Source organism: Rathayibacter sp. AY1C7, assembly GCF_002931865.1.
In the GTDB taxonomy this organism is placed as follows: Bacteria; Actinomycetota; Actinomycetes; order Actinomycetales; family Microbacteriaceae; genus Rathayibacter.
This window is the reverse complement of record NZ_PSWB01000033.1, coordinates 1-26,817: the sequence shown is the minus strand read 5'-3', so window position 1 is coordinate 26,817 and position 26,817 is coordinate 1. Positions and strand designations below refer to the sequence as shown.

Below are 26,817 nucleotides of genomic sequence, written 5' to 3'. Positions count from 1 at the left end.
CTATGCGGCCTTCCGGAAGCCGCCGCCGATCACTCGCGGAGTGAACGCCTGGTCGGGAGCGATGAGCGTGCGGACCCGAGCGACAGCTGCATTCTCGTCAAAGGTGAACGCGCCCTCTCCGCGAACCTCAGCGTTCTTCGTGAGCACGAGGATCTGTTGAGCGTGTGCGATCAATCGCCGGTCGCTCAGGTAGGTCGTGAACGGTGGTCGCTCGATGAGGCCGTGTCGGACGGCGGCCTTCGATGCTCGAGCGACGTCGATCCGGCGACGGAGAGGAACGACGATCGCCGTCCACCCGATGCCGAGCATGATGATGAGAAGACCGAGGAAGAACGGTATCTCAGCGGCGTTCCACGCGGAGTAGCGGAAGGCGTCTCCGCCGTAGCCGAAGTGAGAGGCTGTGAGGAAGGCAATCTCGATCAAGCAGCCGATCGTGGTGATGGCGAATCCGGTGATGAAGACGAGCTGAACCCCGCGCCAGTTGCGACGCGCGTTGATGATCGAGGAGACGGATAGCCACACGAGAGTCGCCATGTAGGCCGATCCGTAGAGCCAGACGGCGGTCTGGTCGAGGCGGTCGATGATGAAGTCGACGCTTGTGCGGCCCCGGTTGCCGATCAGCAGGAACGGCACGATGTAGGAGCCGAACATGATCGCCAGGCCCCACCGACTGCCGACGCGGCCTTCGCCGCCGGCGCGCCGTCCGAGCGCTTCGCGGAAGAACCAGAAGGCCGATGCTGCTGCCAGGTCGCGGACGAGGGTGATGACGTTGGTGCCACCCAGTAGCGCGTCATATGTGAAGAAGGGGATGGGGAATCCGTAGGTGGAGAGTGCGACGGCACCGCTCACCGTGGCCCAGAAAGCGGGACGCGCTGCGGGCTTCGCTGCGGCGCGAGGAGCCCGCACAAGCACCAGCGCAATGAGAAGCGCTAGGCAAACCTGTTGGATCATCCGAAATACGTTTCTTCGCTCGTCCGATTGAGTGTCTGGATACGGCGGACCATCGCGAAAGCTACTTCCTCGATGGCAATCTCCGCCTTCGCTTCTGTGCTTTCTGGATCATCTGTCGGGGCACAGAGGTGTGTGGCTCCGTGCCGCCGGCCCGGATGGATCAGCCGCGGGATCTGCTCGCTGAACCAGGCGTCCGGAGCGTAGACGAAGAGGATGTGCGCAAGCTCATGGCACGCGTTCTGGCTCTGGTAGTGGAGCTCGTCGCTCTCTCGGCAGACGACGGTGCCGAACTCGGCTGTGTCGATCCAGAGCCCTGTCACTGATTTGAGGTCAGCGCTGGCGGAGGCGATCAGATAGATCGGCTTGCCGTAGACCTTCTCGACGGACGATTGAAGATCGTCCCACGTCGCGGCGGCCGGAAGTCCGAGCCTGCTCACGAACTCGTCGGCCGCCTGAACGATCGATCCACTGCGGCCTTGGCCACTGCGGCGGAGCATCCGCCACCGGCCGCGACCTCGTTCCGTGGAGTCTGACGGCATCGATGGACTCCGTTCGCCTGGCCGGGAGAAGCTCATCCACTTTAGACGGCATTCCGGGCGCGAGCGGAGCTGCGTGGCCCTACAGGACGGCGCGGCCGGCTATCGACGTAGCTCGGTGACGATTTCGGACACGACGGCGGCGATGCCGCGTAGCTCGTCGGGCTCGATTGTTCCGAGCGATCGGGCGGCGACGCGCTCGATGCCGAGCGAGCGCATGGTGCCGTCGAACCCGAGGCGGGCTTCCACGGCCTCGACCAGCTCGGGGTCGTCTCTGAGCAAGTAGTCGGGGTCGACGTCGAGTGCTTCGGCCACGGCGAAGAGCACTTCGACTCGTGGTGCCGAGGGGAGTTGCCCGGCCATGAGCAGGCCCCATTCCTGGCGATCGATCGAGGCCCCGCTGAGGAGAAGGATCTCGGAAATTCTGGTGCGGGAGGTAGTGGCGTCGAGGCCTCGTGAAGTGAAGACCAGTGAGAGACGACGCGCCAATTCGGCGGGACGTAGAGCGCTGGATTCCTCAGTCGGCATGGATTCGCCGTCTGTGACGTAGCTGACCAGTTCCTTAAAGGCTACTCGGCCCTGAAGCTGCTTCACGAGCGAGTCCAAATCGGCGTTCGTGGCGTGCGCGAGCGCGAGAAGAACAGGGACAGGCATGTCCCGTTCTCCCTTGATGTACCGAAGGACGGTCCGGTAGGGCAGGCCGGCTCGCTCAGCCGCGGCCTTCACGTTGAAACCGGCGTCGTAGATGGCGCTCTTGACGGCCTCGCCTATGACGGCATTGACGTTCGTTGAGTCCACCTCCACACCACGATTCTAGGTCGGCGGCTACCGACGTGCCGTCAGTGTAGACAGTCAGTGTCCCATTTGGGCATCTACGAGTGTCCAAACGGGCAGTTTGGGACTAGATTGTGATGAAGGCAACGAGGGGAACCAACGACATGAAGCACACGAAGCACACCGGCACCGGCCTCTGCGCCGCGATGGCCGCTGCGGCTGTGCTCGCATTGGCAGGGTGCTCGGGCGCTGCTCCCGAAACAGCACGAACTGCACCGACGCCGACCGCCCAGATCCCTTCTGCATCGGGCTCGACTGCGGCCAGCACGGCTGAGGCGACGCCGACTGCGGCCGCCGCTCCGGTCGACTCTGAGCCGGTTCCCGTTCCGGGAGTCGAGAACGACGCGCTTGCCCTCGCGGCCTCGGCAGTGACGGCGTTCTGCCGCCCGACGCTCGACTACGACACCTGGATCGCGGAGCTCTACCCGTTCCTGACTCAGCAAGCGGCGATCGCCTACGAGACGGTCGATCCGATGAACGTGCCCTGCACGTCGTTGACCGGCGATGCTCGGGTCCGGGACGGCGACGGCACGTTCACCATTCGCGTTCTGGTGCCCACCGACGCTGGGGACTACTCGGTCTACGTCCACCGTGCTGTAGAGACGGCGCCCTGGGGCGTCGAGCAGATCACCCCCCTGGCCTCGGAGTAGGCCGGTGCAGAAGGGGGGAATTGGGGTACTGGCGGCGGTTATGGTGCCGATCGTCACCGTGGCGCTACTGCTGTGGGTGCTGTTCTTCGGCGGATCGGCCGCGGCCGCATGCCTACCTGGTGGAGGCCCGGTCAACGTGTCCGCGATCCCGGCGGACGCGAAGGTCGGGGCCTACGGGCACGACCAGCTCGTGAACGCAGCACTGATCGTCAATGCAGGTGCAGCGAAGGGGCTCGGCGCGGACGGGCAGACGCTCGGTGTCCAGACGGCGATCGGGGAGTCCTCGCTGGTGAATATCACCTACGGCGACGGCGCGATCAACCCGGACGGATCGGTCGCTGACTCGATCGGCCTGTTCCAGCAGCAGTCGAGCTGGGGCACCGTCGAGCAGCGCATGGACCCGACGACCTCGGCGGGCTTCTTCTACGACCGCCTCGTGGCCGTCGAGGGCTGGCCGGCAATGGAGCCCTCCATCGCGATCAACAAGGTCCAGCGCAACGCCGACCCGAACCACTACACGAAGTACCGCGCCGACGCCGTGGCGATCATGACCTACCTGAACGGGCTCGGTAGCAGCACGACGGGGCCGGCGACGACCGGCGCACCGGTCAGTGTTCCGTCGACGCCGACCAGCACCACGCCTACGACGGCTGCGCCGGTCGGTGGATGCGTAGCCGTGTCCGGAGACGCGCAGGCCCTCGCCGCCGGACTCGTGACGGCGATGGACGAGGGGCGCCTGCGCCTACTCGAGGACCGCTACGCGCAGCAGATCCGCGACATGGCCGCCGGGACCGCCAAAGAGAACTGCGGCATCGACGTCCGGATCCTCCAGGTCATCACCATCGCGCTGAACACGTTCGGGAAGGTCGGCGTCTCCGACCTCAACCGACAGTGCACCGGCTCGCTCCTGGGCGCAGGCACCGGCTCCTCGCACTGGATCAATGGCGGCGGTCACGCGGTCGACTTCTTCTCCTTCGACGGCACGGCCACCACCGGCTGCGACCCCAACGCGCTGAAACTCCTCACCGTTCTGGACCCGCAGGTGCCCCAGGGCTCCCGGGCCGGCCAAATCCAGTGCCGCTCGACCAGCTACGAGCACATCACTCAGTTCACCGATACCCCGAACCACCTCCACTTCGACGTGGGGTTCGCGGACGGACCCCTCACCACCGGATAACCGGACCTCTTCGGCGTCGCGACCGCGACGTCGATCCCCCCAGCACCACCAACGAAACGGAGCACCTCATGTCCCTGCTCGCAGCGACGACCGACATCCTCACCACCGCAGGCGCGCTCGGCGCCGTCGTGCCCGACCCGGGACCCGGCGGCATGCCCCCCGGGTTCGAGGCCTTTACCACCGTCATGGGCTGGGCCAAGTGGGTCGGCCTCGGCGTCGCCGTCGTCGGCCTGATCATCCTCGGCGTCACCATGACCGTCTCCGCCCGCCGCGGCGAAGGCGGAGAGATCGGCGGCTGGCTCGGCCGCCTGCTCGTCGGCGTGATCATCGTGTCCGCCGCGTTCACGATCGTCGGCTTCCTCATGGGCGCGTAGCGTCCGGAGGAAACCGACCGCATCACCAACGAAAGGCACGACGTCATGAGCGACACGGAGTCCCGCAACCCGTTCACCAGTCGAGGATTCATCTTCGGAGCCATCATCTTCGGAGTCCTCGTGCTGGCGGCGATCCTCCTCGCGATTACGTCCCTGGGCGGAGGTGGCGGGCAGAGTGCTCCCGCCACCTCCGCGACGCCCGCCGTCACCGCCTCACCGGAAACCGACACCGCCGCAGCAAGCGTCTGCAACCTTCCCGGTTACGACGAGAGCGGAACGCTCTCGACGGCACCTGTCACCGACTGGACCATCGTCGGCACGATGGCCGCACCGTCGTCGGACACCGCCGGCCCCGGCGTGATCGGAGAGGACGGGCTGCGCAGCTGCTACGCGCACACCGTCGAAGGATCGCTCTTCTCGGTGGCGAACCTCTGGGCGATGGGAACGGATGGGCGCCTGGCCGACGCCGTTCTCGAGCGCCAGACCGCGCCTGGCGCTGGTCGCGATGCCGCGATCGCCGCGGACATTCCCCAGAGCAACACCGGAGGCAGTGTCCAGATCGTCGGCTTCCGCGTGAGCTCGTACACCGCGGACGAAGCCACGATCGACATCGCCTTCCGCTCTAACACCAATCAGCTCCTCAGCTTCCCCGCTCCCGTGACGTGGGTCGACGGCGACTGGAAGTCGGTGTTGACCGCTGACGGTCAGCCGCCGTTCCGTCCGACCGCACTCACCAGCTTGGGCGGCTATATCCCTTGGGCAGGTACCGAATGACAGTGACTCCACCCGCAGGCGAGCCCTGCGCAGCGTGGGACGTCGTGTGCTGGTCATCAGCAGGCATCGGCGAAGTCGTCTCGAAGGCGTCTAACGACGCCTTGCAGCAGTTCGTGAACAACATCTTGGAGGGCTTCGGCAAAGCGGTCGTCTCGCTCGGCACCCTCTGGGTGAACGTTCCCTCCCCGGTGACCGTGGTCGACCGGGGAGGCGGCGTTAACGGTGGCGGTACCCCGCCCCTGCCGGAAGCGTTCGAGACGATCCTCGGCTACGTGACGTGGGTCGCGGCGGGCCTCGCGGTCATGTCGCTCATCATCGCCGGCGTCATGATGAGCACCCGTCGCCGCCACGGCGACGGCGAGGCGCACATGGGACGCATCGGCGTCATCATCTTCGCCGTCTTCCTGCTCTCCTCCGCCTCAGCGCTCGTCACGGGGTTCCTACCCCTGGCGCTGCACCTCAACGAATCTTCGAGCGTCGTCGGCTGGGTGCAAGGGCAGCTCGAGTGGTACGCCGGAGGACTCGCGATCCTGTCGATCCTCGTCGCCGCCGGCCGCATGGTCTGGACGCAGCGTGCGGGCGAGTTGCGCACCCTCGCCCGGTCGGTACTGACGCTGATCGCCGTCGCCGGCGCGGGACTCGTCGTGATCCGTCTCGCCACGCAGGCAGGCGACGCCTTCTCGATCTGGATCCTCAACAACTCCACCGACTGCGACGTCACCAACGGTGAGAGCAACTGCTTCGGCACGAACATCTTCGCGATGATTTCGCTGACCGCAACGTCGGGTATCGGCCTCATCGGCTTGTTCCTCCTCGGCATCCTCGCCGTGCTCATGACCTACGTTCAGATCGCGCTCATGGTGTTCCGCGGCGCGATGCTCGTCGTCCTCGCCGGCATCTTCCCGATCGCTGCGGCCGCGACCAATACGGAAATCGGGCAGCAGTGGTTCAAGAAGACGATGGCCTGGACCCTCGCCTTCATCCTCTACAAGCCCGCCGCGGCGATCGTCTACGCGATCGCGTTCCGGATGACCGGCACTGATCTGTTCAAGTCGGACGGGACCGGGCTGTTCCAGATCGTCACGGGCCTCGCGCTGATGCTCATCGCGCTCGTGGCCCTGCCCGCGCTGATGCGCTTCCTCGTCCCCGCTGTCGCCTCGGTGGGCGGTGGCGGTGGCGGTGCAGGCCTCCTGCTCGGTGCGGCCGCGGCCGGTGGAGCGGCGGAGATTGCCAGCGGAGCAATCCGCTCGCGCAGCGGAGGCGACAGCGGCGGGGGCGGAGGGTCGCCCGGCGGCGGTGGCTTCGGCTCCGCACCGTCCGGCAGTAGCGCCTCCGCCGGCAGCAAGGGGTCACCCGCGGCGACTCCGGCCGCCTCCGGTGCAGGCGGCGGCGCAGCAGCAGGCGGTGGCGCAGCTGGCGGAGCTGCGGCCGGCGGTGGTGCGGCAGCGGGCGGTGCGGCGGCAGGCGGTGGTGCCGCAGCCGCGGCAGGAGGCCCGATCGGTGTCGGCCTTGCGGTGGCAGGGAAGGCCGCCGAAGGCGCGAAGCACGCAGCAGGGGCGGTCAAGGCCGCCACGGACGACGCCACTGGCGGCAACGGAAGCGGGAACTGATGAGCACGGCAACTCCTACGCGCAGCGCTGAGGCGCCGCGCACGTACGGCAATTGGCGTCGCCCGCAGACTGCGGGACTCGGCGGCCTCGGACAGCTCGCCACGGGCGTGCTGTTCGTCGGCATCCTCTCCTCGATCATCGCGTCGATGTTCTCCGGCCTCGTGGCCGCGCTGATCGTCGCCGCGATCTTCGGCGGGATCTTGCTGACGGTTTCGGTGAAGGACAAGCACGGGCAGAGCGCCCTCGGAAGGACGGTGAATCGCGTGAACTGGATGCGGACGAAGGCCAAGGGAGCGAACGTCTACCGTTCAGGTCCCGCGGGTCGGGCGAAATGGGGCACCTTCCAGCTCCCCGGACTCGCTGCGGCGTCGCAGCTCTCCGAGCACGAGGACTCGCACGGGCGCCGATTCGCTCTCGTGCACGTCCCCTCCACCAAGCACTACACCGTCGTAATCGCTACCGAGCCGGACGGCGCCGCGCTGGTGGATCAGGAGCAGGTCAACAACCAGGTCGCGGAGTACGGCATTTGGCTCTCCAACCTTGGAGACGAGCCCGGCATCGAGGCCGCCTCCGTCACCGTCGAGACGGCCCCCGACACCGGTACGCGCCTGCGCTCGGAGGTCGAGGGGTCGATGGACCCGGATGCGCCGGAGTTCGCTCGAGCGATGCTCTCGGAGGTCGTGAGCAGCTACCCGGTCGGGTCTGCCACGATCCGCGCCTACGTCGCGATCACCTTCTCTTCCCTGTCTCGCATCGGCGGGAAGCGCCGCAACGCGAAGGAGGTCGCCGCCGACCTCGCCGCCCGCCTGCCCGGCCTGACGACGAGCCTTGCCGCGACAGGGGCCGGCGCTGCCCGGCCGCTCGGTGCTCAGGAGCTGTGCGAGGTGATCCGGATCGCCTACGACCCCGCCGCCGCCGTCCTGATCGATGAGGCCCGCGCCTCCGGGGACGTGCCCGAGCTGTCGTGGACGGACGTCGGCCCCGCGGCCGCGGAGTCCCGGTGGGAGTCGTACCGGCACGACGGCGCCGTGTCGACGTCGTGGACGATGACCTCCCCGCCGCGCGGAGTCGTGCAGTCCGGGATCCTCGCGCGCCTGCTCGCGCCGCACCGCGACGTCGCTCGCAAGCGCGTCACCCTGCTCTACCGCCCCATCGACCCGGCCCGCGCCGCGGCGATCGTGGAGGCGGACCTGAACGCGGCGCAGTTCAACAGCTCCGCGTCGACCAAGCCCACCGCCCGCTCGACCCTCTCCACCCGCTCCGCCCAGGCGACCGCGGCGGAGGAGGCCTCCGGTGCTGGCCTGCTCAACTTCGGCCTAATCGTCACCGCGACGACCACCGACGCTGTGCACGAAGCGGACGCCCGCGCGGCGATCGACTCGCTGACCGCCGCGGCGCGTCTTCGGGTGCGGCCGGCGTTCGGGTCGCAGGACACCGTTTTCGCTGCGGGTCTGCCGCTGGGGCTCGTGCTCCCGCGTCACCTGCGCCTGCCCACCGAAGTGAGGGAGTCCCTGTGAGCCTGATCACCCGCCTGTTCTCCTCGAACAGCGACAACGAGCTCGAGCCCGGCGAGGACGTCCTGCCGGACGGAGCGGTCACCGCCGCGCACGGCGATACGACGGGGGAGGAGCTGACCGGCGACGGCCTGCCCACCGGTGCCGTGTCGTCCTCGGCAGAGCCCGGCACCGACACGACGGCACCCTCGCGGCGGGCTGCGCGCGGGCAGGGCGAAGCTCCAGCCCCGGTAGCAGCGGTCGCTCAGCGCCCGACGCTCACCAGAGAGCGCACCACCCCGCGCACCCGACGCCGAGAGGGGAAGAAGATCGAGATCCCGCACGGCGGGAAGAAGAAGAGCCAGGGGACGGCGCTGCGCCGTCCTCTGCGCCCGAGCATCCGCGGATGGCTCGGTCGCGGCGGTGGTGAAGCCGTCAACGTCACGGCCGCAGACGAGTTCCGCGGGACGACCGTGCAGGTGTGCGGGCTGTACCCGTTCTCGGTCGGGACGGGTACGCCGATGATCGGGGTGCCGCTGGGGAAGAACCTCTCCACCGGCGCCTCCGTCTGCTGCGACCCGATCAGCTGGTTCCAGCGCGCAAACCTCATCAGCAACCCGTCGATGTTCGTGCTCGGCAAGCCCGGCCTGGGGAAGTCCTCGCTGACCCGCCGCATGGCCGCCGGCCTCGCCGGGTACGGCACGATCCCGCTCGTGCTGGGCGACCTCAAGCCGGACTACGTGGATCTGATCGAAGCTCTCGACGGGCAGGTGATCCCTCTTGGCCGTGGCCGCGGGTACCTGAACATCCTCGATCCCGGTGAGGCGTCGGAGGCGGCGCAGCGCCTGCGTGACGAGGCCGACCGCTCGCTCGAGCGGGCCGACGAGCTCGCGCACCAGGTCGACGCGCTCGGCGTCTCCGACGACACCGCGGCGATGATCGCGGAGGTCGGTCGGCTGCGCAAGCACGCCGCGAAGGTGCAGCGCCTCGCGCACCAGGTCCTCGCGGACGCCCACGGCCGCCGGCACACGATGGTCGCAGCGCTGCTGACGATCCTCCGCTCCCAGCCGCCGAGCGACCGTGAAGAGACGATCATCGACCGGGCGCTGAAGTACCTGGACGAGCACCACCAGGGCGTGCCGGTCCTCGCGGACCTGCTGCGCGTGATCCAGGAGGCGCCGGACGAAGTTCGTCAGGTCGCGTTGGACCGCGGCAACATCGAGAAGTACAAGGACGTCACCGAGAACCTCGAAGCCTCCCTCATCGGCCTCACCACCGGTGGACGCCTGGGCGAGGTGTTCTCGAAGCAGACGACCACGCCGATGCGCCGGGACCGGCCCGTCGTCTACGACGTGTCCTCGATCGACGACTCCGAAGGCGACCTCCAGGCCGCGATCCTCCTCGCCTGCTGGTCCGCCGGCTTCGGGACCGTCAACGTCGCGGCCGCCCTCGCGGACGCGGAGCTCGAACCGCAGCGGCACTACTTCGTGATCCTGGACGAGCTGTGGCGGGCGCTGCGCGCGGGTAAGGGCATGGTCGATCGCGTCGACGCGCTCACCCGCCTGAACCGTGCGCGCGGCGTCGGCCTGGCGATGATCAGCCACACCATGTCCGACCTCCTCGCACTGGCCTCCTCGGAGGATCAGATGAAGGCGAAGGGCTTCGTGGAACGCTCCGGCATGGTCATCTGCGGCGGCCTCCCCGGTGCTGAGATGCCGCTGCTGACCTCGGCGGTGCCGATGTCGATCGCGGAACAGGGGATGCTCACCTCCTGGCAGGACCCGCCCGCCTGGGACCCCGTGTCCGGGCACGAGTCCGAGCCTCCCGGCCGCGGCCGCTTCCTGATCAAGGTCGGCGGACGTCCCGGTATCCCGGTGCGCGTCGAGCTGACCGCAGCAGAGAAGGAGGTCAACGACACCAACAAGCTCTGGCACGCGACCTCCCGCGCCGGCCGCGCAGCGGAGCCACTGCCCACCGATCCCGTGAACGTCGAGATCCTGCCGTGAGCGTCCTCGTCGCACTCGGCGCGAGCTGCGTCGCGGCCGGCGCCGCCGGCGCCGCGATCATCAACGCGATCCGAGCCCGTCAGCGGACGGCAGACCGCGATCGGTTCCTGCTCACCCTCTGCTGGACCGGCGTCGGGCTCATGGCGAGCTTCGTCGCCTGGGACCAGTGGGACCGGGTGATCGCGTGAGCTGCCCGTCGACGCTCGCCTTCGAGGGCTACCGCTGGACCTGCCAGCGGTCCGCCCCGGGGGAGCACGGCTTCCACACGACCGACCTCCCCGTCTCCTTCGCGGAGCGGGGCCTCGCGGTCCTCTCCTGGGGGACCTCGCACCAAGCACCCGCCAACGACTGCACCCCGCGGTGGGCCGGCCCGATCTACACGGAGGAGTCCGCATGAGCGCCACCGCCAACAACCGCCGCCGCGAGCCTGGCAAGGCCAATAACGACGCCCTGATGCTCGGCGCAGCCCTCGCGGCGATCGCTGCGATCGGCATCGTCTGGGTGGCCGTCGCGGTCGGTTCCAAGCTCGACGGCGTGAACGAGGGCCTGCCCTCGGACCCGTTTGAAATCATCTCGGGCCTGTTCCGCGGCCAAGTGGTGTGGTCGACGTCCGCAACGATGATCGCCGCGGCCGCCGTCGCCGTCATCGTCCTCGTGGGCCTCTGGCTCGTGTGGATGCGCTCGCTCGGACGGAAGAACCGCTCAAGCGTCGACCACGCCGCCCGCTACATGGCGACCCCGCGCGACCTGGCGCCGATGATGCGCAAGGAGGCGTTGAAGAAGTCCGCCCGCCTCGGCGTCGCTGAGAACCCCGGCGTCCCGGTGGGCCGGCTGCACCTGGGGAAGCAGATGCTCTACGCCTCGTTCGAGGACATGATGCTGCTGATCGCCGGCCCCCGCGTGGGCAAGTCGACCTCCCTCGTCATTCCCGCGATCATGGCTGCGCCCGGCGCCGTGGTCACGACGTCGAACAAGCGCGACGTGCTCGACGCGACCCGCGACGTCCGCGCCGCCAAGGGTCACGTGTGGGTCTTCGACCCCCAGCGCGTCGCGTTCGAGGACGCGACATGGTGGTGGAACCCCCTCTCTTACGTCACCGACGACACCAAGGCCGCGAAGCTCGCGACGCACTTCGCCTCCGGCACCCGGGCGATGAACGCGAAGACCGACGCCTACTTCGACGGCAAGGGCCAAGAGCTGCTGTCCGACCTGCTGCTCGCGGCCGCGGCAGGCAACCGGCCGATCAGCGACGTGCTGCTCTGGCTGACCTCCGTCGAGGACGAAACCCCCGTCGAGCTCCTGCACGACAACGGCTACCCGACCAACGCGCGAGCTGTCCGCGGCATCATGAACACCGCCGACAAGGCCCGCGACGGGATCTACTCGACCGCGCAGGGCATGGCGGTGTGCTTGAAGAGCGCCGCGACCGCCGACTGGGTGAACGCCCGCCCGAACGACACCCGTCCGCAGTTCGTCCCGGAGACGTTCGTCACGTCGACCCAGACGCTGTACTCGCTGTCCAAGGAGGGCGCCGGCACCGCCGGCCCGCTCGTCACCGCCCTGACCGCCGCGACGATCGAGGCCGCGGAGGAGCACGCCGCGCGATCCCGCGGCGGGCGCCTCGCGACGCCGCTCGTCGCCGTTCTCGATGAGGCCGCGAACGTCTGCCGGTGGAAGGACCTCCCCGACCTGTATTCCCACTACGGATCGCGCGGGATCCCGATCATGGCCGTGTTCCAGTCCTGGTCCCAGGGCGTCGGCGTGTTCGGCAAGGAGGGCATGCTCAAGCTCTGGTCCGCCGCGAACGTGAAGCTGTACGCCGGCGGAGTCGCGGAAGACGAGTTCCTGCGCACCCTCTCCGAGCTGATCGGCACCTACGACAAGGAGACCACCTCCGCCAGCTACAACAAAGGTGTGCGCTCCACCACCTCGGCGCTGCGGCGAGAGAAGATCCTCGAAGTCGCGGACCTCACCAGCATGGGCCGCGGACGGGCGATCATGCTCTCCTCCGGAGCCCGCGCGGCGCTGGTCGACACGGTGCCCTGGTACAACGGGCCGAAGGAGCAGGTCGCCGCGATCAACGCCTCCATCGCCGCCCACGACGCCAGCAGCGGACCGGCGAACGCTGCACCCGTCTCGCCTGTCGTGACGGTGATGCCTCCGCTCGAGGATCAGCCTGCGGCGGACGTCGACGCGGAGCAGAACGCGACTCTCCGGGGCGAGCGATGAGCGACGAGGATCTGTTCGACGTCGACACGGATCCCGTCACGCTGCACCCCGTCGAGGAGGAGGTGGACGAGGAGGAGGTGCCTGCGACGTACTTCGGATCTGCCGACGAGTGGGTCAGGAAGTTCCTCCGGCCCTCCTATCGACGCCGGGTGACGGCCAAGGGCCAGGCCGCCGGCGATCGGTGGGCGGCTGAGTGGTGGAGCAGCGTCGAGGCGCTGACCCGCATCGAAGCCCTCTGGCGGATGTGGGAAGAGATCCGCACCAGCGCCGGCTCCCTGAGCGCCTACTGGATCAATCACCTCGACCCGCACATGCGAGTGCTGCTCTCGCCCAGCGGCCCGTTCGCGACGTCGACAGACGAGAACCGGCCGGGCGACATGCTTCCCTACACAGCCCCTCCGACCGGGATGTTTCCCGAGGACGCACAGGGCTGAGGACGACGGACAGAGAAGGGCCCGCGACACCAACCGGTGTCGCGGGCCCTTCTCTGTTCCAGCGTCAGCGACCTGGTTCGGACCGCTCGATCTGAGCACCCTGGCCACGCGCGCCTCGCGTCGAGGGGACGCGAGTGCGCTTCGTGGCCTCCGCGCCGCGCGCAGGAGTGGCGAAGGAGGCGTCGACGGTCATCCGCGCGTTGACCTGCTCCTCGGGAACGTTCTGAGCCTGCATCGATGCTGCGGTGTGTGCTCGCCGCTCGGCACTGTCGTACGCAAGCTCTCCTTCGGAGCGTGCCGCGGCCGCACGCCCCTCCTGAGCGGGTGCGGGAGCGTCGGGGGCACTCTGCTGGCCGCTGTCGTCTCGGTAGAGCGCGACCTGGGCACGAGCGTCCTCAGCGAGGCTACGCAGCTCCTCAGGGCTCTGCGTGGGTGTCCCGCCGGCCTCCGCGTCTCGGTCGTACTGAGCAGCTTGCTGCTCGAGCTCATCGGCGCGACGCTCGCCGTCGACGGGGATCTCGACGGACGTGTTCTGGGATGCGTCGTTGGCGCGGTCGAGGCGGTCGGCCTCCGTGACCATCACCTGAGCTTCGGTGACGTCGCGCTGCGACTGTGCCCGCTCGGCATCCGCTGCGTCGACGGCAGAGCCGCCGGTCTGGTCCGTGCGCCACTCCTGCACGAGAGCGGCGCGGGCGGCTTCGGCAACGGCCGGGTCTGCGGGCTGCACCCGTCCGTCGTCATCGAAGGCGACGGCCGTCTCGACGCGGTAGTCCTGGTAGCCGACCGGATCGTTGGCGCGCTTCCACTCCTCCGCAAGGCTTACGTGCATCGCGGGAATGTCGCCTGCGACCGCTGCGCGGTAGTCCTCGATGAGAGCACGCTCGGCCGAAAGATTGGGCTCTCGGGCGTCTCCGACAGGCATGGTGAGACGGTCCTCGTCGTGCCGGTGGTACCCCTCGGGTGCGGCGGTAGTGGCCCACTGCTTCGCGAGGTCCAGCTCGGTCGGGGTGTCGCGGGCGATGCCCTGCAGCGTGGCGACGTCGACGCCGTAGCGCTCCTTCGCCTCGGACGCGATCAGGGCGCTGGCGGACGCGATCTGCGGGTCCGCGTCCTTCCACGCCGCGGCCGTCTCAGCGACGCGGGCGACGTCATGCACGGTCGCCTGATCCCACCACTGGGGATCGTTGACGACTGTCACGGCCTGCCGTGCAGACGCCCGCTCAGCCTCGTAGCGGGCTGCGAGCTCGCGCGCCTCGATCGCGCTGCGCTGCTGAGCCTCACGCATCGCCTCCTGGTACGCGCGAGCCAGCTTCTCGCCCAGCTGGACCGCGATTGTGAGCGCGATCCGTGCGGACGAGTTGATGGACTCCTCCACGCCTCCGTCGTCGTCAGCCATAGTGATGCCTCCCCTTCACTCGTGTAGGTCTAGCGGTCGCGTCCGTCGCGCTCGCGCGGCTCAGCGCCGCGCTGCGGGGCAGCGATAGATGTGGCGTCCGGCGCAGCCTTGGTGAGCTTCGTCGGCACCGGGCTCCCGGTCGCGAAACTCGCCTGCACTGTCTCGCGTGCGCGACGGGTGTCCTCGGGCAGAGCATCCCAGGCGTTTTTCTGGATCTGCGCGTTGTAGCCCTCGTGAACCGCCTTCAACTGGTTCCGGATCGTCCCCGCGAGCTCCTGGGTGCGTCGCGCGTCGCCAGCGGCCTTGTGGGCGTCCATAATCGCCCGCGTGGTGCGCACGATCTGGCGCAGCAACATCGCCTCCTCGGCGGCCTTGTTGCGCTTCCCGGCTGTCGCGAGGATCAGCATCGTCGTGCCGGCCATCGACGGCATCGCGGTCGGCCGCGGCGTCGACTCGTGCGCGCGCAGGTGCGCGGATCGGGCGAGCTGGCGCGACGCTTCGGCCAGCGGTCCGGGAGTCGGCTCGAGGCGCCGCGACCACGCTGCGTACGCCCCGGATGCTTCTCGTGCAGCGTGAGCCCACGTCGCCCGATCGGACGGGTCGACGGTGCTCAGGTAGTCGTGGAGCCGGGTCATGTCCTCGGCGTAGGTTGAGTACAAGTCACTCGACAGCTCGGCCTCCTCGCGGCCAGGCTTCACCGGCTCGTACCGCCACGGGTTTTTCGCGGTGGCGCGCCACTCGTCCACGGCTGCCTGGGCAGTCTGTGGCTCGTCCGGCCAGCCCTTCCGCAACTCCGGAAGGGTCAGGTCGCGAGCGAGGCGCCCACCGCCGTGCCAGACGACCGGCGCTCCCTTGTCGGGGCGCAGCGCGACGGAGTAGCCGGCGACAACGTCGTCTCGACCGGCGGCGTAGCGGGGGCGGATGAGCACCCCGGCCTGGCGCATTCGACGCACGAACTCACCCTCGTCCGCGGAACTGGTCGCGGCTGAGCGGACGGCGCGTTCGAGTCGGTGTGCGTCGACCTCGACGGCGCCTCGTCGGCGTGCAGCTTCACGCTCGCCGGGGACGACTCCGCGCTCACCAAGCTCGCGCTCCGGAGCGTGCAAAGGCTGTAGGTCGAAGTCGCGTTCCAGCTCACGGCTGACCTTCTGGGCGAGGCGCTTGTCGTAGGGGATGTACGCCTTCGTGCCGTCCTCGCGCACTCGGGAGACGGCGATGTGGATGTGATCGTTGCCGTTCTTCGAGAGACCATGCCGCACGGCGACCCACCGACAGTCGGCCTTGCCGATGTCCTCGCCAGCGAACCCCATTCGGCGCACGAACTCGGTGGCGATCTGGCCCCACTTCTCGTCGCTCAACTGCCCCTCCTCGGCTTTCAGCGAGAGGGAGCAGTGCCACACGTCGGCGTCGACCTTCTCGGTGACCGGCTTCCCGGTACGGGAGTCGATCATCAGCTCACCGGTGGTCGGGTCGGTGACCTTCTCCGCGCGCTGCACGGTGACGCCGAATGCCTCCTTGGGGAGGTTCAGATCGCGCGCGACAGCGAGCGCGGCGGCGTGGTCGAGGACGCTCTCTCCGTGCATCGCCATGATCGCGCCGTTGCCGGCGATGAGGTGCTGTTCGGTGTGCTCGTTCGAGCGCCCCTCGCCCGCAAGGTAGGTCATCAGGCCGTCCATGCGGCCGCCGTAGGTGACGTTCGGAATCACAGGCCGGCCACCCGACGAACGGCGTCGCGAATCTCGGGAGCGAGCTTCTGGAACTCGCGGTAGATCGCCGCAGCCTCGTCAGGGAATCGGCCCTCGGTGTTCGCGAACTTGGCGAGCTGGTTGACGTTGTTCGTCAGGTTCTCGAGGCGAGAGTTCACGGAGAACAGCTCGGCGACAGCCTGCTTCCACTCCGTGTCGGTCCGCACCTGGGCGTTCATCGCGGACTCGAAGAGCAGCCGGGGAACCGTGACGCTCTGGACGACCGCCCGAGCCTCAAGCTGCACCCGCTCCTCGTCGGTGACGTAGACGCGATACGGCTTGTCCCGCTTCTCGTCTCCCTCGACGTTCGCTCGCCGCTTACGGCTGAACAACGCACGACCGCGATCTTCGCTCATCGGCGTGTCCTTCCTGTCCTTCGGCCCAGCGCAGCGAACCCGCCAAATCGGCGGGGACCATACGACCAGTATGCCCCCGGCCGGCGCGCAGCGCCAGGTCGGCAAGCGAGTTACCGGCGGTAAGTCGACAGCTTGCTCCACAAACCGGCCGTGCCCGAGCGTAGCGAAGGAGCACGAAGCCGGACCGCGAGCGGCACTCCGCGGCGGTAGAACTGGGCCTCCGAAACGGAGACGTAATCGCGCCTTTCAGATGCCCATTTGGGCATGTACCCTGACGGCATGAGCGACAACACCAGAAACCCAGAGGACGCGGCTGACGCTGCGCGCCGCCTCCTCGAATCGACTGTCGAAAAGCGCGTCGATGCCGTCCGAACGATCGTTACCGCCGCGAACGACACGGACGCTGCTCGGACCGCTCTCGCTGACGCGCAGAACCGTCACGCAAAGGCCTGGGCTGAGGCGCTGGCGTCGGGATGGTCAGAGAAGGAACTCCGCGCAGCAGGAGTGCCGCGGCCTGACCAGCCGCGAGCGCGCGTCACCCGCTCTCGACGGTCGACTACTGCTGACGCCCCCGCCGCCGAGTTGACGGAGAACAACGGCGCGGAGTCGATGGAGAACGTGGCATGACCAACCACGCCTCCGCTGCTTTGCACGCGCAGGTCCGCTCGTGGGCGGAGGGTTCAAACCCTCTCGCCGCGGCCGTCGAACTTCTCATCCGGTCGCGTCTCGTCTACGCCGGTGCGCCGTGGATCAAGACCGACAACGCCTGGCAGACGAGCGCCGTCGACTTCGACCGCCTCGCCTACGAAATCGGAGCGCTCAGTGGAGGCGAGCAGCGCATCGCGCGGATCGCCTCGTCTCTCGGCCAGGGAGTCCCGGTCGACCTCCGCGAGGACGTCGCCGGCCTCGACCTGGCGCACACTCGATTGGTCCTCGCGGCGATCGCACACGGGGCCGGACTCGGAGAGCCCGGCACGACGATCCAGACCGTCGACGGAGTGCCGACGATCGTTCACTACGACGCTCTGGCGACGTGGCCGAACGAGTAATTTGATCGTGCACGACAACCCCCCTCGTCGCTGTGGAGGCCCCCGCTAGAGCATTCATGCTCGCGGGGGCTTCTCCGTTCCCACGACAAGCGCGCCGGCTGCGGTCCGGCCGTCCATCCGACGCTTCACTCTTGCCTGCGCCGATCGACCGTCAAGAGCGCTGCGCGTCCCTTCGGGATGCCCCTGCGGGGCACTCCTGACGGCCGCCCGTCTCCGGCATCGCGCCGCTTATCGGATGGATGGCCTCGGTGCGTGCTCAGCCCCGAGAGCGCAACTCCGCAGCGCGCGCGGCCAGCTCCTCGCGGACCTCGGCGGCGGCGCGCTTGCGGGCCATCTCGCGGTCCCGAGCTGCACGCTCGAACTCGCGCTGATCGGCCTTCATCTTCGCGATGATCCGGTCCACCTCGTCTTGGTCGATGCTCGCAAGTCGGGCGGCCTCGGCCGCTCGCTCCGCAGCGGCCCGAGCACGGTCGGCGTCGCGCTGCGCAGCAGCGACCCGGCGCGCGGTGTCGAGCTGCGAGTGCTCGGTGATGACCCGGCGGATGACCCACCCGTAGAACCCGAGCGCGTTGCGGCTCGTGAACGTCTCCGGGACACGGCGACCGTCGCGAGACAGCCAGGCGTTCATGGCGAACATCAGCCCTTCGACGCTCCACTCGGAGACGTCGATACCTGTGCGGTCGAGCATCCCGACGACGTGCCCGATGTGCACTCCACGGGCGAGCCACGGGATGCGATGAGCCAGCGCAGCAGCGAAGCGCTGCAACTCGATCGATCTGGGAACCGCCGGCCGACCGGTCGAGCTGCGTTTTGCATCACTCCGTCGCCTCGGCTGCCGCGAAGCGGCTCCTGAGCGCGGTTCACCGCGCGTTGGTGAGTGTCTTTTAACTGGGGCTGTAGATGTAAGTGGGCGCCTACGGGGTAGCTGGACATTCTCCACAGAACCGAAAGATTCGCCCGTCCGTGACGTCGGTGCAGGCAAGGTCGCCGGCGTGGGACGCGGCATGATCAGCGCCCTCGTGGAGGCCATGCGGAGCTGTCGGCCGCCGTGCGCCGCGTGCGCCGCGTTCCGCTCAGCGCGGGTCAGGTAGCGGCCGTCGAGAACCGTCGCGGCGAAGCCCAGCGACTCCATCAGCGCACGGGCCCGCTGCACCGTCTTGCCGCACATGCCCAGCGCGGCCGCGACCGTCTCGTGTGCCGTCGTCACACCGCGCCCGGTGTCGACGTCGGCCGCCAGCCAGTCGGCGCGAGCGACGCGCAGCAGCGTGTCCGGAGCGACACGTGCAGCGCGGCGCAGCTCCTCCCCCGGCGACGTCCCCAGCGCGTCCATCAGCGCGTCGAACCAGTGCGCTCCGGACGTCCACGCCGGAAGCGGACCGTACGCGCCTGGCGCCGGCTCGGGGCTCCATGAGCTCGCTCGAGAACTGTTCGGCCGCGACGCGGCTGCCTGTGGCGTCTCAGGTGCACAATCGACCGACTCCTCCCCTGAAAAAAGGGTGGGTCGGGTGTGCACGGAGACGGACTCCGCTGTTACGATGTGGGCATTCCTTCCGGGTACGTTCCGGGTGGGTACACCGAAGGCCCGGCTGGATACCGGTTCTTGGGTGGGACTGCTTCACACCTCTGAGTCGCCAAACTGTGCGAGGTGGGAAGCCAAGGCTTCTAGGCCCGTCGCGAGAGCGGCGGGCCTAATGCGTTAACGGGTGTCGATGGGCAGCTCCTCCTCGAGGAGAGTCGGCTGTGCAGGCCACCAGGACGGAATTCCTTCGTCGGTCAGCTCGCTCTGAACGTGCTCGACCAGGCGCTCGAAGAACACCGCAGCCGACACGTTCGCGCGCAGCGCCATGACATTGAAGTCGTCGCGAGCCTGGCGCTCGACGGTCCAGGCGACGTTGGTGGGATCCACCATCGTTCCTCGGGGACGCCGCGTCGAAGCCATGCGTTTAACGTAGGGCTGTGGCTGTGATTAACGCGATCCGACACGCCGCATCAAGTGACCATTTGGGCACTCAGTCTTTCCGCTCTCCCTCGGGGAGCGGAAGGGTGACGTCGACGGCGCGCAACTCTGTCATGTTCGAGCGCTCGACCGCGCGGTAGACCGTTGAGCGCGTCACCCCGAACTGCTCCGAGAGCTCGGCCACGGTGTAGTTGCCCGAGCGGTACTCCGCCACAAGGTGTGCCTCGATCTTCGGGGAGAGCTTCGGCTGGCGGCCGCGCAGGCGCCCCTTCGCCTTCGCGATCTGCATCCCCTCGCGCGTGCGCGACCGGATCAGGTCGCCCTCGAACTCCGCGATCATCGCAAGCACGTTGAACAGCAGCCGGCCCATCGGGTCAGTCGGGTCGTGCAGCGACCCGCCGATGTTCAACCGCACTCCCCTGCGGGTCAGCTCGTCCACGATGTCGCGCGCATCCGTAATCGACCGCGCGAGCCGGTCGAGCTTCGTCACGAACAGGGTCGAGCCGGTGTCGCACGCGGCCAGGGCCTCGCGCAGCGCGGGCCGCTCACGGTTGGACCCTGTGAGGCCGGCGTCGACGTAGATCCGATCCGCCGGCACCCCCACAGCGCGCAGCGCGTCACGCTGCGCCTGCGCGTCCTGCTTGTCCGTCGAGACCCGGGCGTATCCGATCAGCTCAGCCATCTGACCAGTATCCCGTTTGACGCCCCCCTACCGAACAAATCATCGGACGGGTCTAACGGGACACTCAGCGCCGCGGGTTTTCGCGGCGCTCGGTGTCGCGTCTGCGTGTACCGGTGAACGATCCCCTTGAGGGCCGAACCAGATTGCCCCGCGGGAGCCGACATGAGCGGTGAGCCGTCAGGACGTGCTCTGCGCCCCACGCACGGTCAGGAACCAAGCCGTATCGCGATCGGCGTCAGTTGTAGCCACGCCGACGAGGTCGATCGGATCGGTGCCGAGGAATGCCGGGTCGATGTCGAGCGGTCCGTCGCCGCAATCGACGGTTTGGACAGTGGTCTTACCCGTCGTCACCGTGCCGGTCTTGGAATCGGAGTCGAGCTGCAGTTCGACCGTGCCGTCCCCGAAGCATTCGAAGGTGATGGCGCTGGGCAGCTCTGGTTGGTCGAAGACGGCCTCCAGCCGATCCCCTTCCTGTCCAGCACTCGAATCGGATGACAGCACAGCGAGGAAGGGACTGCCCGCGTCAATGTCAGCCTGACGGTCCGAGCGCCACTGAGTGAGCTGCGCGCGATCAACGGGCTCCGGCGCGCACGCGGTCATGGTGCCCACCACGGCCAGCAGGAGCGTGAGTGCAACCGAGCGATGACTCATCTGCCCACCCTAGGTCTGGCCGGGTGAGGCTGAGCGGCTCGTCGTCCCGACCGGCCGAATGTGTCGCACCGAGCGATCCCCATACGGGACGGCCGACTTCGCCTTTGCGAGGGTTCTACGCGCCCGACCGCGTGAGTCTCCTTCACGAACTCTCGCTGTCTGGGCGCAAATGACGCCTCCGACCGAACTTCATGTGGCCGCGGTCGACGGGTCTCCTCCTCCGTTCCAGGTCCTCAGCGCTCGACTCCACCGCTCTCTCGCTAGCCGCCGCATACTCGAACCTGACGGGCGCCCTCGACCGGACCGGCTTCCACCATCTTGGGGAGCTTCCGCTCGAGGAGTGGGTGTTTCACCTGTCGTTGATCTATGCCCATTCGCAAGCCGCCTACGTCCAGAACCAACGAATCGCACCTCTCGGCCTCACCGAGCTCATCAAGAGCGAAAATGTTCGTCTGGTACGACGAAGACGGCGCGCACACCGCAACCCTTCAGCTCAGCGCGACCGACTCCTCACCCCGAGCGTCGTCGCAGGAGTGTCCGGCTCCGATGACGCCCGATCGGCACGCGGATGGCTTACTGGGGCGATCTGGTCAAGGGCGCATCGAGTCGAGCGAGAACGGGGAATGTGGGCGGAAGGTGGCATGGTCGTCCTACGACGCTCGCGACAAGAGCCCAAAAGGGGGACGGATCTTCAATTCAGTTTGCGACATACTCGCGAGGTGAGCACCAGCATCCCTCCGACCGGAACCCCGAACCCACGGCCGTCATCCCCAACGCAATGGGTCTGGAAAAACGCGTCGGCACGGCGAAAAGTTTTTTTCTTCATTTCGACCTGCGTGATTACCGCACTCGCCGTGACGTCGATCACGGCATGGAGTACGCATAACTCGATAGCACCCGATTCGATCGCCCTATACATAGGGGCTGTTCCCGTGCTTATCGTCGGTCTTTCGCGGGAGCCTGACGGAGCTTGGTTCTCCGCCCTGGTCTCGCTCGCAATTTCAGCAATCGCTTACCTTTTTGCCTACCTCATCGCTACGGGTGAAATTGACCCCGACATCACCGACGCAGCCACATCGGCAGTACGCGTAGCACAAATAGCATCTGCTCTGGCCGCTACGATCCTCGCTCTACGCGCACCCACTTCCGGGTCCCAACCCGCACCACCACCTCCCGTCAGCTCGGTTGTAGCCCCCTAGGCTGAAATACGGCCCGACCCGGGAAGCGCGACACCGATGGCGCACTGCGAGGATCTGGACTAAGGGAGTCACATAGGACCGTTCGGCGGACAACACAACAAGCAGCAAACCGTACGCGGTTTGGTACACGTTTGCCAACGACCGCGCCAGGTGAAGCTTCGGCCGCCCTCACCGTCCAATTTGCCGATCTCAGGCCATCTCCACCGGACCCATCTCCGGCGATCCAACCCCAGGCAGCAGGGCGACCGGTTTGCGCGCCGTTCTAAAGCTGTGTCCCGTGAACGCACCATCGACCCCGATCCGTTAAAGGATGATCCTCATGAATGAAATCAAAATTCGATGAAGATCCCCAAGGTGGGCTCGTGCGCGATCTGCCTCGCGTACGGCGAACTGACGAAAGAGGACGTAGTACCGGTCTGGTACCGCGCCGCAATGGCGCAGGCGTCAGCCCTCCCCGGTGACCAGCCACCACGCACCTACCTTGGGCTGTGCGCTCCCTGCAATAGCAGGTCCGCGCGCCTCTTCGAGGACACCGCGGCACCCATCCTGAAGGGCATGATTCAACGCACTCGCTCTGAACTTTCGCCTGCCGATCAAAGACTTGTCGCACGCTGGCGAGTAAAGACTGATTTGTTGCAACGACTATGGGTTGTTGAACAAGAGGGATCTCCGAAGGAGAGGAAGTATCACCGTATAAGACAACTGGCGCAAAGAATGATTCATAACGGTGGGCACATCCCACCCAACTGCTCAGTACAGATAGCGCGACGCGACCCAACCAAGCCTCGACCCAGAGGGATCAACCTTATTGACGCGGCGCGTCCAGATGGTACCTATCTGCACACGATTACACGCGTGACTTCATTTTTTATGATTACGACAATTGATAGTGACCCAAAGTCCTTCAAATCCTTCGTCGCGAATTGGGCGAAGGAGGAAGCGCTACTACTTATCTGGCCGCCTCGGGAGGACACCCTCTCATACCCATTCTCCGCAGGTGTCTCTGAGGATGTTTTAGAGGATGCACGCAAAAAACTGGGACACGTCACAGCGTTGAAAATTGGTGGGCCATACGGTGCGCTCTACAGTGCTGGCCAGCGAGTTGAACCCGAGCAATACGCCTGGAGCGTCAGACGGCGACCGCCAGTCGATCCGGCCGCTTTCGAGTAACCCTGTCACACATATCGCGCGCTTCATTTCAGACACTGGCTTAGCTGCACAACGATGGCCATCTTGGCTGACGGCCAGGCTGTGCGCTGGTGGTTCTACTGTTGTGGTGCGGTCGAGAAGTGTGGGCTTCGCTGACGCCGCACGCGACAGACCGGCGGGGCCGCCGGTGTCGCCCTGCTCTCGGCAGCGTTGCACGGCGCGGCCAAAAACAGTTCCCGCCCCCTCAGCCGCCCGCTGAACGATCCTCTTACGGGACGGGATCGGCGACCGCTGTCTGGACACTCGAGCAGCCCGATCAGATGAGCCAGCCGCGTGTCAGCGCCGACGAAACGCCTTGAAGAGCGCGAAAGCGAGAACCCCGCCACCGATCACCAGCACCAGCCATTGGCGGTCCGGCGGCGGAGTGATTGTGCACACTCCAGTCCCGTCGACGTAATCGGTGCAGGTACCCGTCTGGACGGTGATTAGCAGCAGGAACATCGCCGCGACGGCGAACAACGCCACGTTGACCCAACCCCATCGAACCGTGCGCTTCGCCCGCTCGCTCATGACGCGACACTAGACGGCATCGCGGCAACAACCTAGAGGGAGCCATGGACCGGTGAACGATCCCCATACGGGACCAGTAGCATGGCGTCGCGAGCACCTGCGCTGGTACGCTCCCCACCATTCGACCTACTCGAGGGGCAGCACGATGCAGACGCTTCGCAACACCGTGTTTACCGTGACGGTCGCAGGGATCGTCGCCGGCTTCCTTGCTGTGGGTGCGGTGGCTACCGGGATCACCAGCGAGAAGCCTGCCGCGGGAAACCCCGAGCCGGTTGCCTACTCCGAGCCGAGCTGGACCGACACCAGCACGCTCATCATCGGCGGTTACGAGACACCTTCTCCTGAAATGATCGCGACCACTCCCCCGCTCTCCGAAGAGTGACGACGGCACCTGCCGACGATCCGGCTCGCTGCGAGCCGGGGGCATTCTCGTGACGTGGGAGCAATGGACGTTCTCGCTCGGAGCGATCCCCGTGTGGCTCATCGTCCTCAGGAACGTGCTGTGGAGATTCGGCTGCACGAACTCCGGGAGCAAGATCCTTTTCGCCTTCGGCCTCGGAGCGTGCCTGCTGTGCATCGCCCTCGCTGTGATCTGGCAGGTCCACGCCGCGAACGCCGACTGGGCTCCACCCCGGGACGACCAGAACGAAGTTGGCGGCCTCATCCTCTGGACTCTCTACTGGAATGCGGTGGCTGGCTTCTTCACCGCACTCGGCATCCGAGTCACCGACATCCTGATCATCGAACGGACGCGGCGGATCTCCGCCACCGTCGCCCCTGACGCAGCGTGAGGAGCAGGACATCTGGTAAGCGATCCCCCAGCGAAACAGTCGGGGGGCGCCAATGCTGTCGACTCGAGAACGCGTCACTCGCGCGCCTAGGGCGCGTACTCCTGTGACCAGTAATCGGCCCGGACCTCGAGGAGGGGTCCGTCGATAGCGGAACTCACCGTGATGGTGCGCGGGTCCCAGAGTGTTCCTGCGATGCGCGCTTGCGGCGTCGTTCCGAGCTCGCTCGACAGCTGCTCGGGAGTCATCGCGTCGGGCGGGCGCACCGAGAGCAGCCGCCAGCACCCACCGGAGGCGCACTCGACAGTCTCACTGACGAGCTCGCTCCCGTCTGGAAGGTCGACGGCCGAAGCCGCCGGCACGTCCCCCTCGGTCCTGAATACGGCCAGACCGGCGTAGTGCACGAGAGCACAGAGGGCGGCTGCAGCCGCGATCGTCGTTCCCGCGATGACGAAAGGGCGTCCGCGCTTTCGGGGCTCATCCATAGGCCCGGACACTAGCAAGCTGCTGTAGCCCCTAGCTGACCTCTGCGGAGGAAATCGCGAGCACTCCATCCGGTCGCCCCAACCGCACGACCAAGGGAAGAGCGGGGACGTCGCTTACCCTGAGCTGGTGGGGACATTCTCGAAGGCGCGAAAAACGGTCGCGATCGCAGCATGCCTGATCGTCGTCACGGGATGCACGCCACAGCCTGAACCGCCGGCTCCGCCTCCGGTGTCCACAGACAGCAGCTCCGACGCCGCACTGACCGGTGACCTTGGCGTGGCAACGTTCACGGGCAGCAATGGGACGGCCGGCACCATCCGTTTGAGTGCGGCTGACGGCCGGCTGGCTCTGGCATCAGACGAGCTAGAGATTCCCGCCGCGACCACATCTTCCTCAGGTTTCGTCGCGGTCATGGCGGCGCTGAGTCCGGTCGATGCGACGACCACCTGTTTCGACGTCGACTTCCCGATGCGTCTCGCGGATGGGGAGTCAGGGAAGCCCTACAAGGCGTGGCGGAACCTCGCAGAGTTCCGCGGCGATCCAACAGCGATCGATCAGCTCGTCATCACCACCAAACCGCAGAACGATTCCGACTGCTCGATGAAGATCATTGCTGTCGCTGACGTCCAATGGAGCGTGAAGCCTCAACGCAGCGATCTCGTAGCCAAGGACGCCGGCCCACGTGCAGCAGCGCGTGGCGAGACGACATCGACGGACGGAACGCCGACGTCGTACACGGTCGCCCGCAATGACCTCGCAGAGGACGTCGCGGCACGATTCGGCATGACGGCCGATGACCTGTTCTACCTCAACCCGTTCCGCTTCCCTTCAGACGAGATTCTGCGCGTCGGTGAGAAACTGAACCTCGCCGTCGCTACGCGATGACCTCCCGGCGGGGCACTCGCACGCGCGATGGCCTAAGCGGCTCGACCGGTCACAGGAGCGACCGAGGACCCCGGAGCTGACCCCGCCCGAACTCGCTCTCCACCGTGGAGCCGCTGCGTCAGAGGGCAGCCAAAGAGGTCGTGGGGGTCCCGGTGGGCGATCCCCTTACGGGACGCCCTCTAACCCGTTCCCGTACGGGACGATGCGAGCGCTAGTCTCCTCGCCGTGATCATTGATCTAGAGCCCGGCGACGCGCGGTGGGCGGCCGCTCTTCTCGTCCTCCGCGAGCTGCGCCCCCATCTCACTGACGAACTGCTCGAGCTGGTACTGCGAGAAGGCGCGCCCCAAGGTCTCCGCTTCACCGCCCTACTGCAAGACGATCGCTGCGTGGCTGTCGCCGGCTGGCGAGTAGTCGTCAACACGAGCGCCATCAGGAAGCTCTACGTCGATGACCTCTCCACCGCCGCCGCCGAGCGATCCCACGGTCACGGCGCGGCACTCCTAGCCGCCCTAGCGGAGCGAGGCCGGGAACTGGGGTGCAGCGCGATCGAGCTCGACTCCGGCGTGCAACGCTTCGAGGCGCATCGCTTCTACCTACGCGAACGGATGGACATCACCGCCCATCACTTCGCTCGACGGCTCGACCAGTAAGTGCAACGGGCTGCCTCCCCGCACCGTTCAGCAGGGGACCGCCACCGGACGCCGGATGTCAGTGGGTAGTTTCACCGTCCGGACGACGATCCCGTTACGGGAGGTTCGACCGGCGCTGCCCTCCGGATCTCTACCGAAGGCCGAGTGCGGGACATCAACGGTTTGATGACGTTTGCGGCGCTCGT

General features: G+C 67.2%; 29 protein-coding genes. 17 read left to right on the top strand and 12 right to left on the bottom strand.

Annotated elements, in window-relative coordinates; translation table 11 throughout:
* The 3 genes from C5C69_RS14955 to C5C69_RS14945 all read right to left on the bottom strand — a co-directional run bounded on the left by C5C69_RS14955 (position 1) and on the right by C5C69_RS14945 (position 2,291).
* Positions 1 to 951 carry a hypothetical protein gene (locus C5C69_RS14955; RefSeq protein ID WP_104234436.1) on the bottom strand — a complete coding sequence of 317 codons (951 nt, stop codon included), beginning with the start codon at positions 949 to 951 and terminating at the stop codon, positions 1 to 3.
* Positions 948 to 1,490, bottom strand: coding sequence for a hypothetical protein (locus C5C69_RS14950; RefSeq protein WP_146079343.1), 543 nt, complete (start codon positions 1,488 to 1,490; stop codon positions 948 to 950). The genes C5C69_RS14955 and C5C69_RS14950 overlap by 4 nt, the downstream gene beginning before the upstream one ends.
* Before the next feature lie 99 nt (positions 1,491 to 1,589).
* Positions 1,590 to 2,291 carry a helix-turn-helix transcriptional regulator gene (locus C5C69_RS14945; RefSeq protein ID WP_104234434.1) on the bottom strand — a complete coding sequence of 234 codons (702 nt, stop codon included), beginning with the start codon at positions 2,289 to 2,291 and terminating at the stop codon, positions 1,590 to 1,592.
* Positions 2,292 to 2,425: 134 nt separating this feature from the next.
* Here C5C69_RS14945 and C5C69_RS16760 point away from each other — a divergent pair, with 134 nt between their 5' ends.
* The 11 genes from C5C69_RS16760 to C5C69_RS14885 all read left to right on the top strand — a co-directional run bounded on the left by C5C69_RS16760 (position 2,426) and on the right by C5C69_RS14885 (position 13,068).
* A complete protein-coding gene (locus tag C5C69_RS16760) occupies positions 2,426 to 2,971 on the top strand; it encodes a hypothetical protein (RefSeq protein ID WP_146079342.1) in 546 nt (181 codons plus the stop codon).
* Between the two features lie 43 nt (positions 2,972 to 3,014).
* Positions 3,015 to 4,148, top strand: a complete 1,134-nt coding sequence (locus C5C69_RS14935) for a hypothetical protein (protein ID WP_374953579.1) — start codon at positions 3,015 to 3,017, stop codon at positions 4,146 to 4,148.
* 68 nt (positions 4,149 to 4,216) lie between these two features.
* The gene (locus C5C69_RS14930; RefSeq protein ID WP_104234431.1) at positions 4,217 to 4,522 is read left to right on the top strand and encodes a hypothetical protein; all 306 of its coding nucleotides are present in this window, start codon (positions 4,217 to 4,219) and stop codon (positions 4,520 to 4,522) included.
* Between the two features lie 45 nt (positions 4,523 to 4,567).
* Positions 4,568 to 5,296, top strand: a complete 729-nt coding sequence (locus C5C69_RS14925) for a hypothetical protein (RefSeq protein ID WP_104234430.1) — start codon at positions 4,568 to 4,570, stop codon at positions 5,294 to 5,296.
* Entirely contained in the window at positions 5,278 to 6,906 is a 1,629-nt protein-coding gene (locus C5C69_RS14920; RefSeq protein ID WP_181127071.1) for a hypothetical protein, read from the top strand. The genes C5C69_RS14925 and C5C69_RS14920 overlap by 19 nt, the downstream gene beginning before the upstream one ends.
* A complete protein-coding gene (locus C5C69_RS14915; RefSeq protein ID WP_181028841.1) occupies positions 6,906 to 8,423 on the top strand; it encodes an SCO6880 family protein in 1,518 nt (505 codons plus the stop codon). The genes C5C69_RS14920 and C5C69_RS14915 overlap by 1 nt, the downstream gene beginning before the upstream one ends.
* A gap of 374 nt (positions 8,424 to 8,797) precedes the next feature.
* Positions 8,798 to 10,405 carry an ATP/GTP-binding protein gene (locus tag C5C69_RS17155; RefSeq protein WP_208323109.1) on the top strand — a complete coding sequence of 536 codons (1,608 nt, stop codon included), beginning with the start codon at positions 8,798 to 8,800 and terminating at the stop codon, positions 10,403 to 10,405.
* The gene (locus tag C5C69_RS14900) at positions 10,402 to 10,593 is read left to right on the top strand and encodes a hypothetical protein (RefSeq protein ID WP_104234428.1); all 192 of its coding nucleotides are present in this window, start codon (positions 10,402 to 10,404) and stop codon (positions 10,591 to 10,593) included. The genes C5C69_RS17155 and C5C69_RS14900 overlap by 4 nt, the downstream gene beginning before the upstream one ends.
* Positions 10,590 to 10,802, top strand: coding sequence for a hypothetical protein (locus C5C69_RS14895; protein WP_104234427.1), 213 nt, complete (start codon positions 10,590 to 10,592; stop codon positions 10,800 to 10,802). The genes C5C69_RS14900 and C5C69_RS14895 overlap by 4 nt, the downstream gene beginning before the upstream one ends.
* Entirely contained in the window at positions 10,799 to 12,634 is a 1,836-nt protein-coding gene (locus C5C69_RS14890) for a type IV secretory system conjugative DNA transfer family protein (RefSeq protein WP_104234426.1), read from the top strand. The genes C5C69_RS14895 and C5C69_RS14890 overlap by 4 nt, the downstream gene beginning before the upstream one ends.
* Positions 12,631 to 13,068: a DUF4913 domain-containing protein gene (locus tag C5C69_RS14885; protein ID WP_104234425.1), complete on the top strand. Its 438-nt coding sequence runs from the start codon at positions 12,631 to 12,633 to the stop codon at positions 13,066 to 13,068. Before C5C69_RS14890 ends, C5C69_RS14885 begins: the two co-directional genes overlap by 4 nt.
* Positions 13,069 to 13,132: 64 nt before the next feature.
* Here C5C69_RS14885 and C5C69_RS14880 read toward each other — a convergent pair whose 3' ends face one another.
* Genes C5C69_RS14880 through C5C69_RS14870 form a run of 3 tightly spaced genes read right to left on the bottom strand, consistent with a single transcriptional unit; the run spans position 13,133 to position 16,565 of the window.
* Entirely contained in the window at positions 13,133 to 14,464 is a 1,332-nt protein-coding gene (locus C5C69_RS14880) for a hypothetical protein (RefSeq protein ID WP_104234424.1), read from the bottom strand.
* Between the two features lie 29 nt (positions 14,465 to 14,493).
* Positions 14,494 to 16,170, bottom strand: a complete 1,677-nt coding sequence (locus C5C69_RS14875; RefSeq protein ID WP_104234423.1) for a relaxase/mobilization nuclease domain-containing protein — start codon at positions 16,168 to 16,170, stop codon at positions 14,494 to 14,496.
* Positions 16,167 to 16,565, bottom strand: a complete 399-nt coding sequence (locus C5C69_RS14870; protein ID WP_146079340.1) for a plasmid mobilization relaxosome protein MobC — start codon at positions 16,563 to 16,565, stop codon at positions 16,167 to 16,169. Before C5C69_RS14870 ends, C5C69_RS14875 begins: the two co-directional genes overlap by 4 nt.
* A 279-nt stretch (positions 16,566 to 16,844) precedes the next feature.
* Between C5C69_RS14870 and C5C69_RS16755 the strand changes: the two genes are divergently transcribed.
* A complete protein-coding gene (locus tag C5C69_RS16755; RefSeq protein WP_146079339.1) occupies positions 16,845 to 17,192 on the top strand; it encodes a hypothetical protein in 348 nt (115 codons plus the stop codon).
* Complete coding sequence (locus C5C69_RS14865; RefSeq protein WP_104258229.1) at positions 17,189 to 17,614, top strand: hypothetical protein; 426 nt, start codon at positions 17,189 to 17,191, stop codon at positions 17,612 to 17,614. The genes C5C69_RS16755 and C5C69_RS14865 overlap by 4 nt, the downstream gene beginning before the upstream one ends.
* Positions 17,615 to 17,870: 256 nt before the next feature.
* Here C5C69_RS14865 and C5C69_RS16750 read toward each other — a convergent pair whose 3' ends face one another.
* From C5C69_RS16750 to C5C69_RS14840, 5 genes are all read right to left on the bottom strand, one after another.
* Complete coding sequence (locus C5C69_RS16750) at positions 17,871 to 18,944, bottom strand: hypothetical protein (RefSeq protein ID WP_146079338.1); 1,074 nt, start codon at positions 18,942 to 18,944, stop codon at positions 17,871 to 17,873.
* A gap of 366 nt (positions 18,945 to 19,310) precedes the next feature.
* On the bottom strand, positions 19,311 to 19,523 hold the full coding sequence (locus tag C5C69_RS14855; protein ID WP_258061513.1) for a hypothetical protein: 213 nt from the start codon (positions 19,521 to 19,523) through the stop codon (positions 19,311 to 19,313).
* 100 nt (positions 19,524 to 19,623) lie between these two features.
* Positions 19,624 to 20,253 (bottom strand): recombinase family protein, encoded by a 630-nt coding sequence (locus tag C5C69_RS14850; RefSeq protein WP_104234418.1) that lies wholly within the window; start codon positions 20,251 to 20,253, stop codon positions 19,624 to 19,626.
* Positions 20,254 to 20,430: 177 nt separating this feature from the next.
* The gene (locus C5C69_RS14845; RefSeq protein WP_146079337.1) at positions 20,431 to 20,904 is read right to left on the bottom strand and encodes a hypothetical protein; all 474 of its coding nucleotides are present in this window, start codon (positions 20,902 to 20,904) and stop codon (positions 20,431 to 20,433) included.
* Positions 20,905 to 23,588: 2,684 nt separating this feature from the next.
* The gene (locus tag C5C69_RS14840; protein WP_133672028.1) at positions 23,589 to 23,822 is read right to left on the bottom strand and encodes a hypothetical protein; all 234 of its coding nucleotides are present in this window, start codon (positions 23,820 to 23,822) and stop codon (positions 23,589 to 23,591) included.
* A gap of 145 nt (positions 23,823 to 23,967) precedes the next feature.
* Between C5C69_RS14840 and C5C69_RS14835 the strand changes: the two genes are divergently transcribed.
* On the top strand, positions 23,968 to 24,204 hold the full coding sequence (locus C5C69_RS14835; RefSeq protein WP_104234417.1) for a hypothetical protein: 237 nt from the start codon (positions 23,968 to 23,970) through the stop codon (positions 24,202 to 24,204).
* 91 nt (positions 24,205 to 24,295) lie between these two features.
* Positions 24,296 to 24,613 carry a hypothetical protein gene (locus tag C5C69_RS14830; protein WP_146080962.1) on the top strand — a complete coding sequence of 106 codons (318 nt, stop codon included), beginning with the start codon at positions 24,296 to 24,298 and terminating at the stop codon, positions 24,611 to 24,613.
* Between the two features lie 86 nt (positions 24,614 to 24,699).
* Here C5C69_RS14830 and C5C69_RS14825 read toward each other — a convergent pair whose 3' ends face one another.
* The gene (locus tag C5C69_RS14825; RefSeq protein ID WP_146079336.1) at positions 24,700 to 25,095 is read right to left on the bottom strand and encodes a hypothetical protein; all 396 of its coding nucleotides are present in this window, start codon (positions 25,093 to 25,095) and stop codon (positions 24,700 to 24,702) included.
* A 127-nt stretch (positions 25,096 to 25,222) separates the two neighbouring features.
* On the opposite strand from C5C69_RS14825, the gene C5C69_RS14820 reads away from it, so the two are divergent.
* Both C5C69_RS14820 and C5C69_RS14815 read left to right on the top strand, forming a co-directional pair.
* Positions 25,223 to 25,981 (top strand): LysM domain-containing protein, encoded by a 759-nt coding sequence (locus C5C69_RS14820; RefSeq protein ID WP_146079335.1) that lies wholly within the window; start codon positions 25,223 to 25,225, stop codon positions 25,979 to 25,981.
* A gap of 225 nt (positions 25,982 to 26,206) precedes the next feature.
* Entirely contained in the window at positions 26,207 to 26,632 is a 426-nt protein-coding gene (locus C5C69_RS14815; protein ID WP_104234413.1) for a GNAT family N-acetyltransferase, read from the top strand.
* Positions 26,633 to 26,817: the final 185 nt, after the last annotated feature.

Coding starts and splice junctions, on each gene's coding strand:
- C5C69_RS14825 (WP_146079336.1), bottom strand. CDS start 25,095: ATGGATGAGCCCCGAAAGCGCGGACGCCCTTTCGTCATCGCGGGAACG.
- C5C69_RS14850 (WP_104234418.1), bottom strand. CDS start 20,253: ATGGCTGAGCTGATCGGATACGCCCGGGTCTCGACGGACAAGCAGGAC.
- C5C69_RS14930 (WP_104234431.1), top strand. CDS start 4,217: ATGTCCCTGCTCGCAGCGACGACCGACATCCTCACCACCGCAGGCGCG.
- C5C69_RS16755 (WP_146079339.1), top strand. CDS start 16,845: ATGAGCGACAACACCAGAAACCCAGAGGACGCGGCTGACGCTGCGCGC.
- C5C69_RS14840 (WP_133672028.1), bottom strand. CDS start 23,822: ATGAGCGAGCGGGCGAAGCGCACGGTTCGATGGGGTTGGGTCAACGTG.
- C5C69_RS14950 (WP_146079343.1), bottom strand. CDS start 1,490: ATGCCGTCAGACTCCACGGAACGAGGTCGCGGCCGGTGGCGGATGCTC.
- C5C69_RS16760 (WP_146079342.1), top strand. CDS start 2,426: ATGAAGCACACGAAGCACACCGGCACCGGCCTCTGCGCCGCGATGGCC.
- C5C69_RS14835 (WP_104234417.1), top strand. CDS start 23,968: ATGCAGACGCTTCGCAACACCGTGTTTACCGTGACGGTCGCAGGGATC.
- C5C69_RS14865 (WP_104258229.1), top strand. CDS start 17,189: ATGACCAACCACGCCTCCGCTGCTTTGCACGCGCAGGTCCGCTCGTGG.
- C5C69_RS14915 (WP_181028841.1), top strand. CDS start 6,906: ATGAGCACGGCAACTCCTACGCGCAGCGCTGAGGCGCCGCGCACGTAC.
- C5C69_RS16750 (WP_146079338.1), bottom strand. CDS start 18,944: ATGGACGCGCTGGGGACGTCGCCGGGGGAGGAGCTGCGCCGCGCTGCA.
- C5C69_RS14890 (WP_104234426.1), top strand. CDS start 10,799: ATGAGCGCCACCGCCAACAACCGCCGCCGCGAGCCTGGCAAGGCCAAT.
- C5C69_RS14880 (WP_104234424.1), bottom strand. CDS start 14,464: ATGGCTGACGACGACGGAGGCGTGGAGGAGTCCATCAACTCGTCCGCA.
- C5C69_RS14955 (WP_104234436.1), bottom strand. CDS start 951: ATGATCCAACAGGTTTGCCTAGCGCTTCTCATTGCGCTGGTGCTTGTG.
- C5C69_RS14855 (WP_258061513.1), bottom strand. CDS start 19,523: ATGGTGGATCCCACCAACGTCGCCTGGACCGTCGAGCGCCAGGCTCGC.
- C5C69_RS14925 (WP_104234430.1), top strand. CDS start 4,568: ATGAGCGACACGGAGTCCCGCAACCCGTTCACCAGTCGAGGATTCATC.
- C5C69_RS14885 (WP_104234425.1), top strand. CDS start 12,631: ATGAGCGACGAGGATCTGTTCGACGTCGACACGGATCCCGTCACGCTG.
- C5C69_RS14870 (WP_146079340.1), bottom strand. CDS start 16,565: ATGAGCGAAGATCGCGGTCGTGCGTTGTTCAGCCGTAAGCGGCGAGCG.
- C5C69_RS14845 (WP_146079337.1), bottom strand. CDS start 20,904: ATGAGTCATCGCTCGGTTGCACTCACGCTCCTGCTGGCCGTGGTGGGC.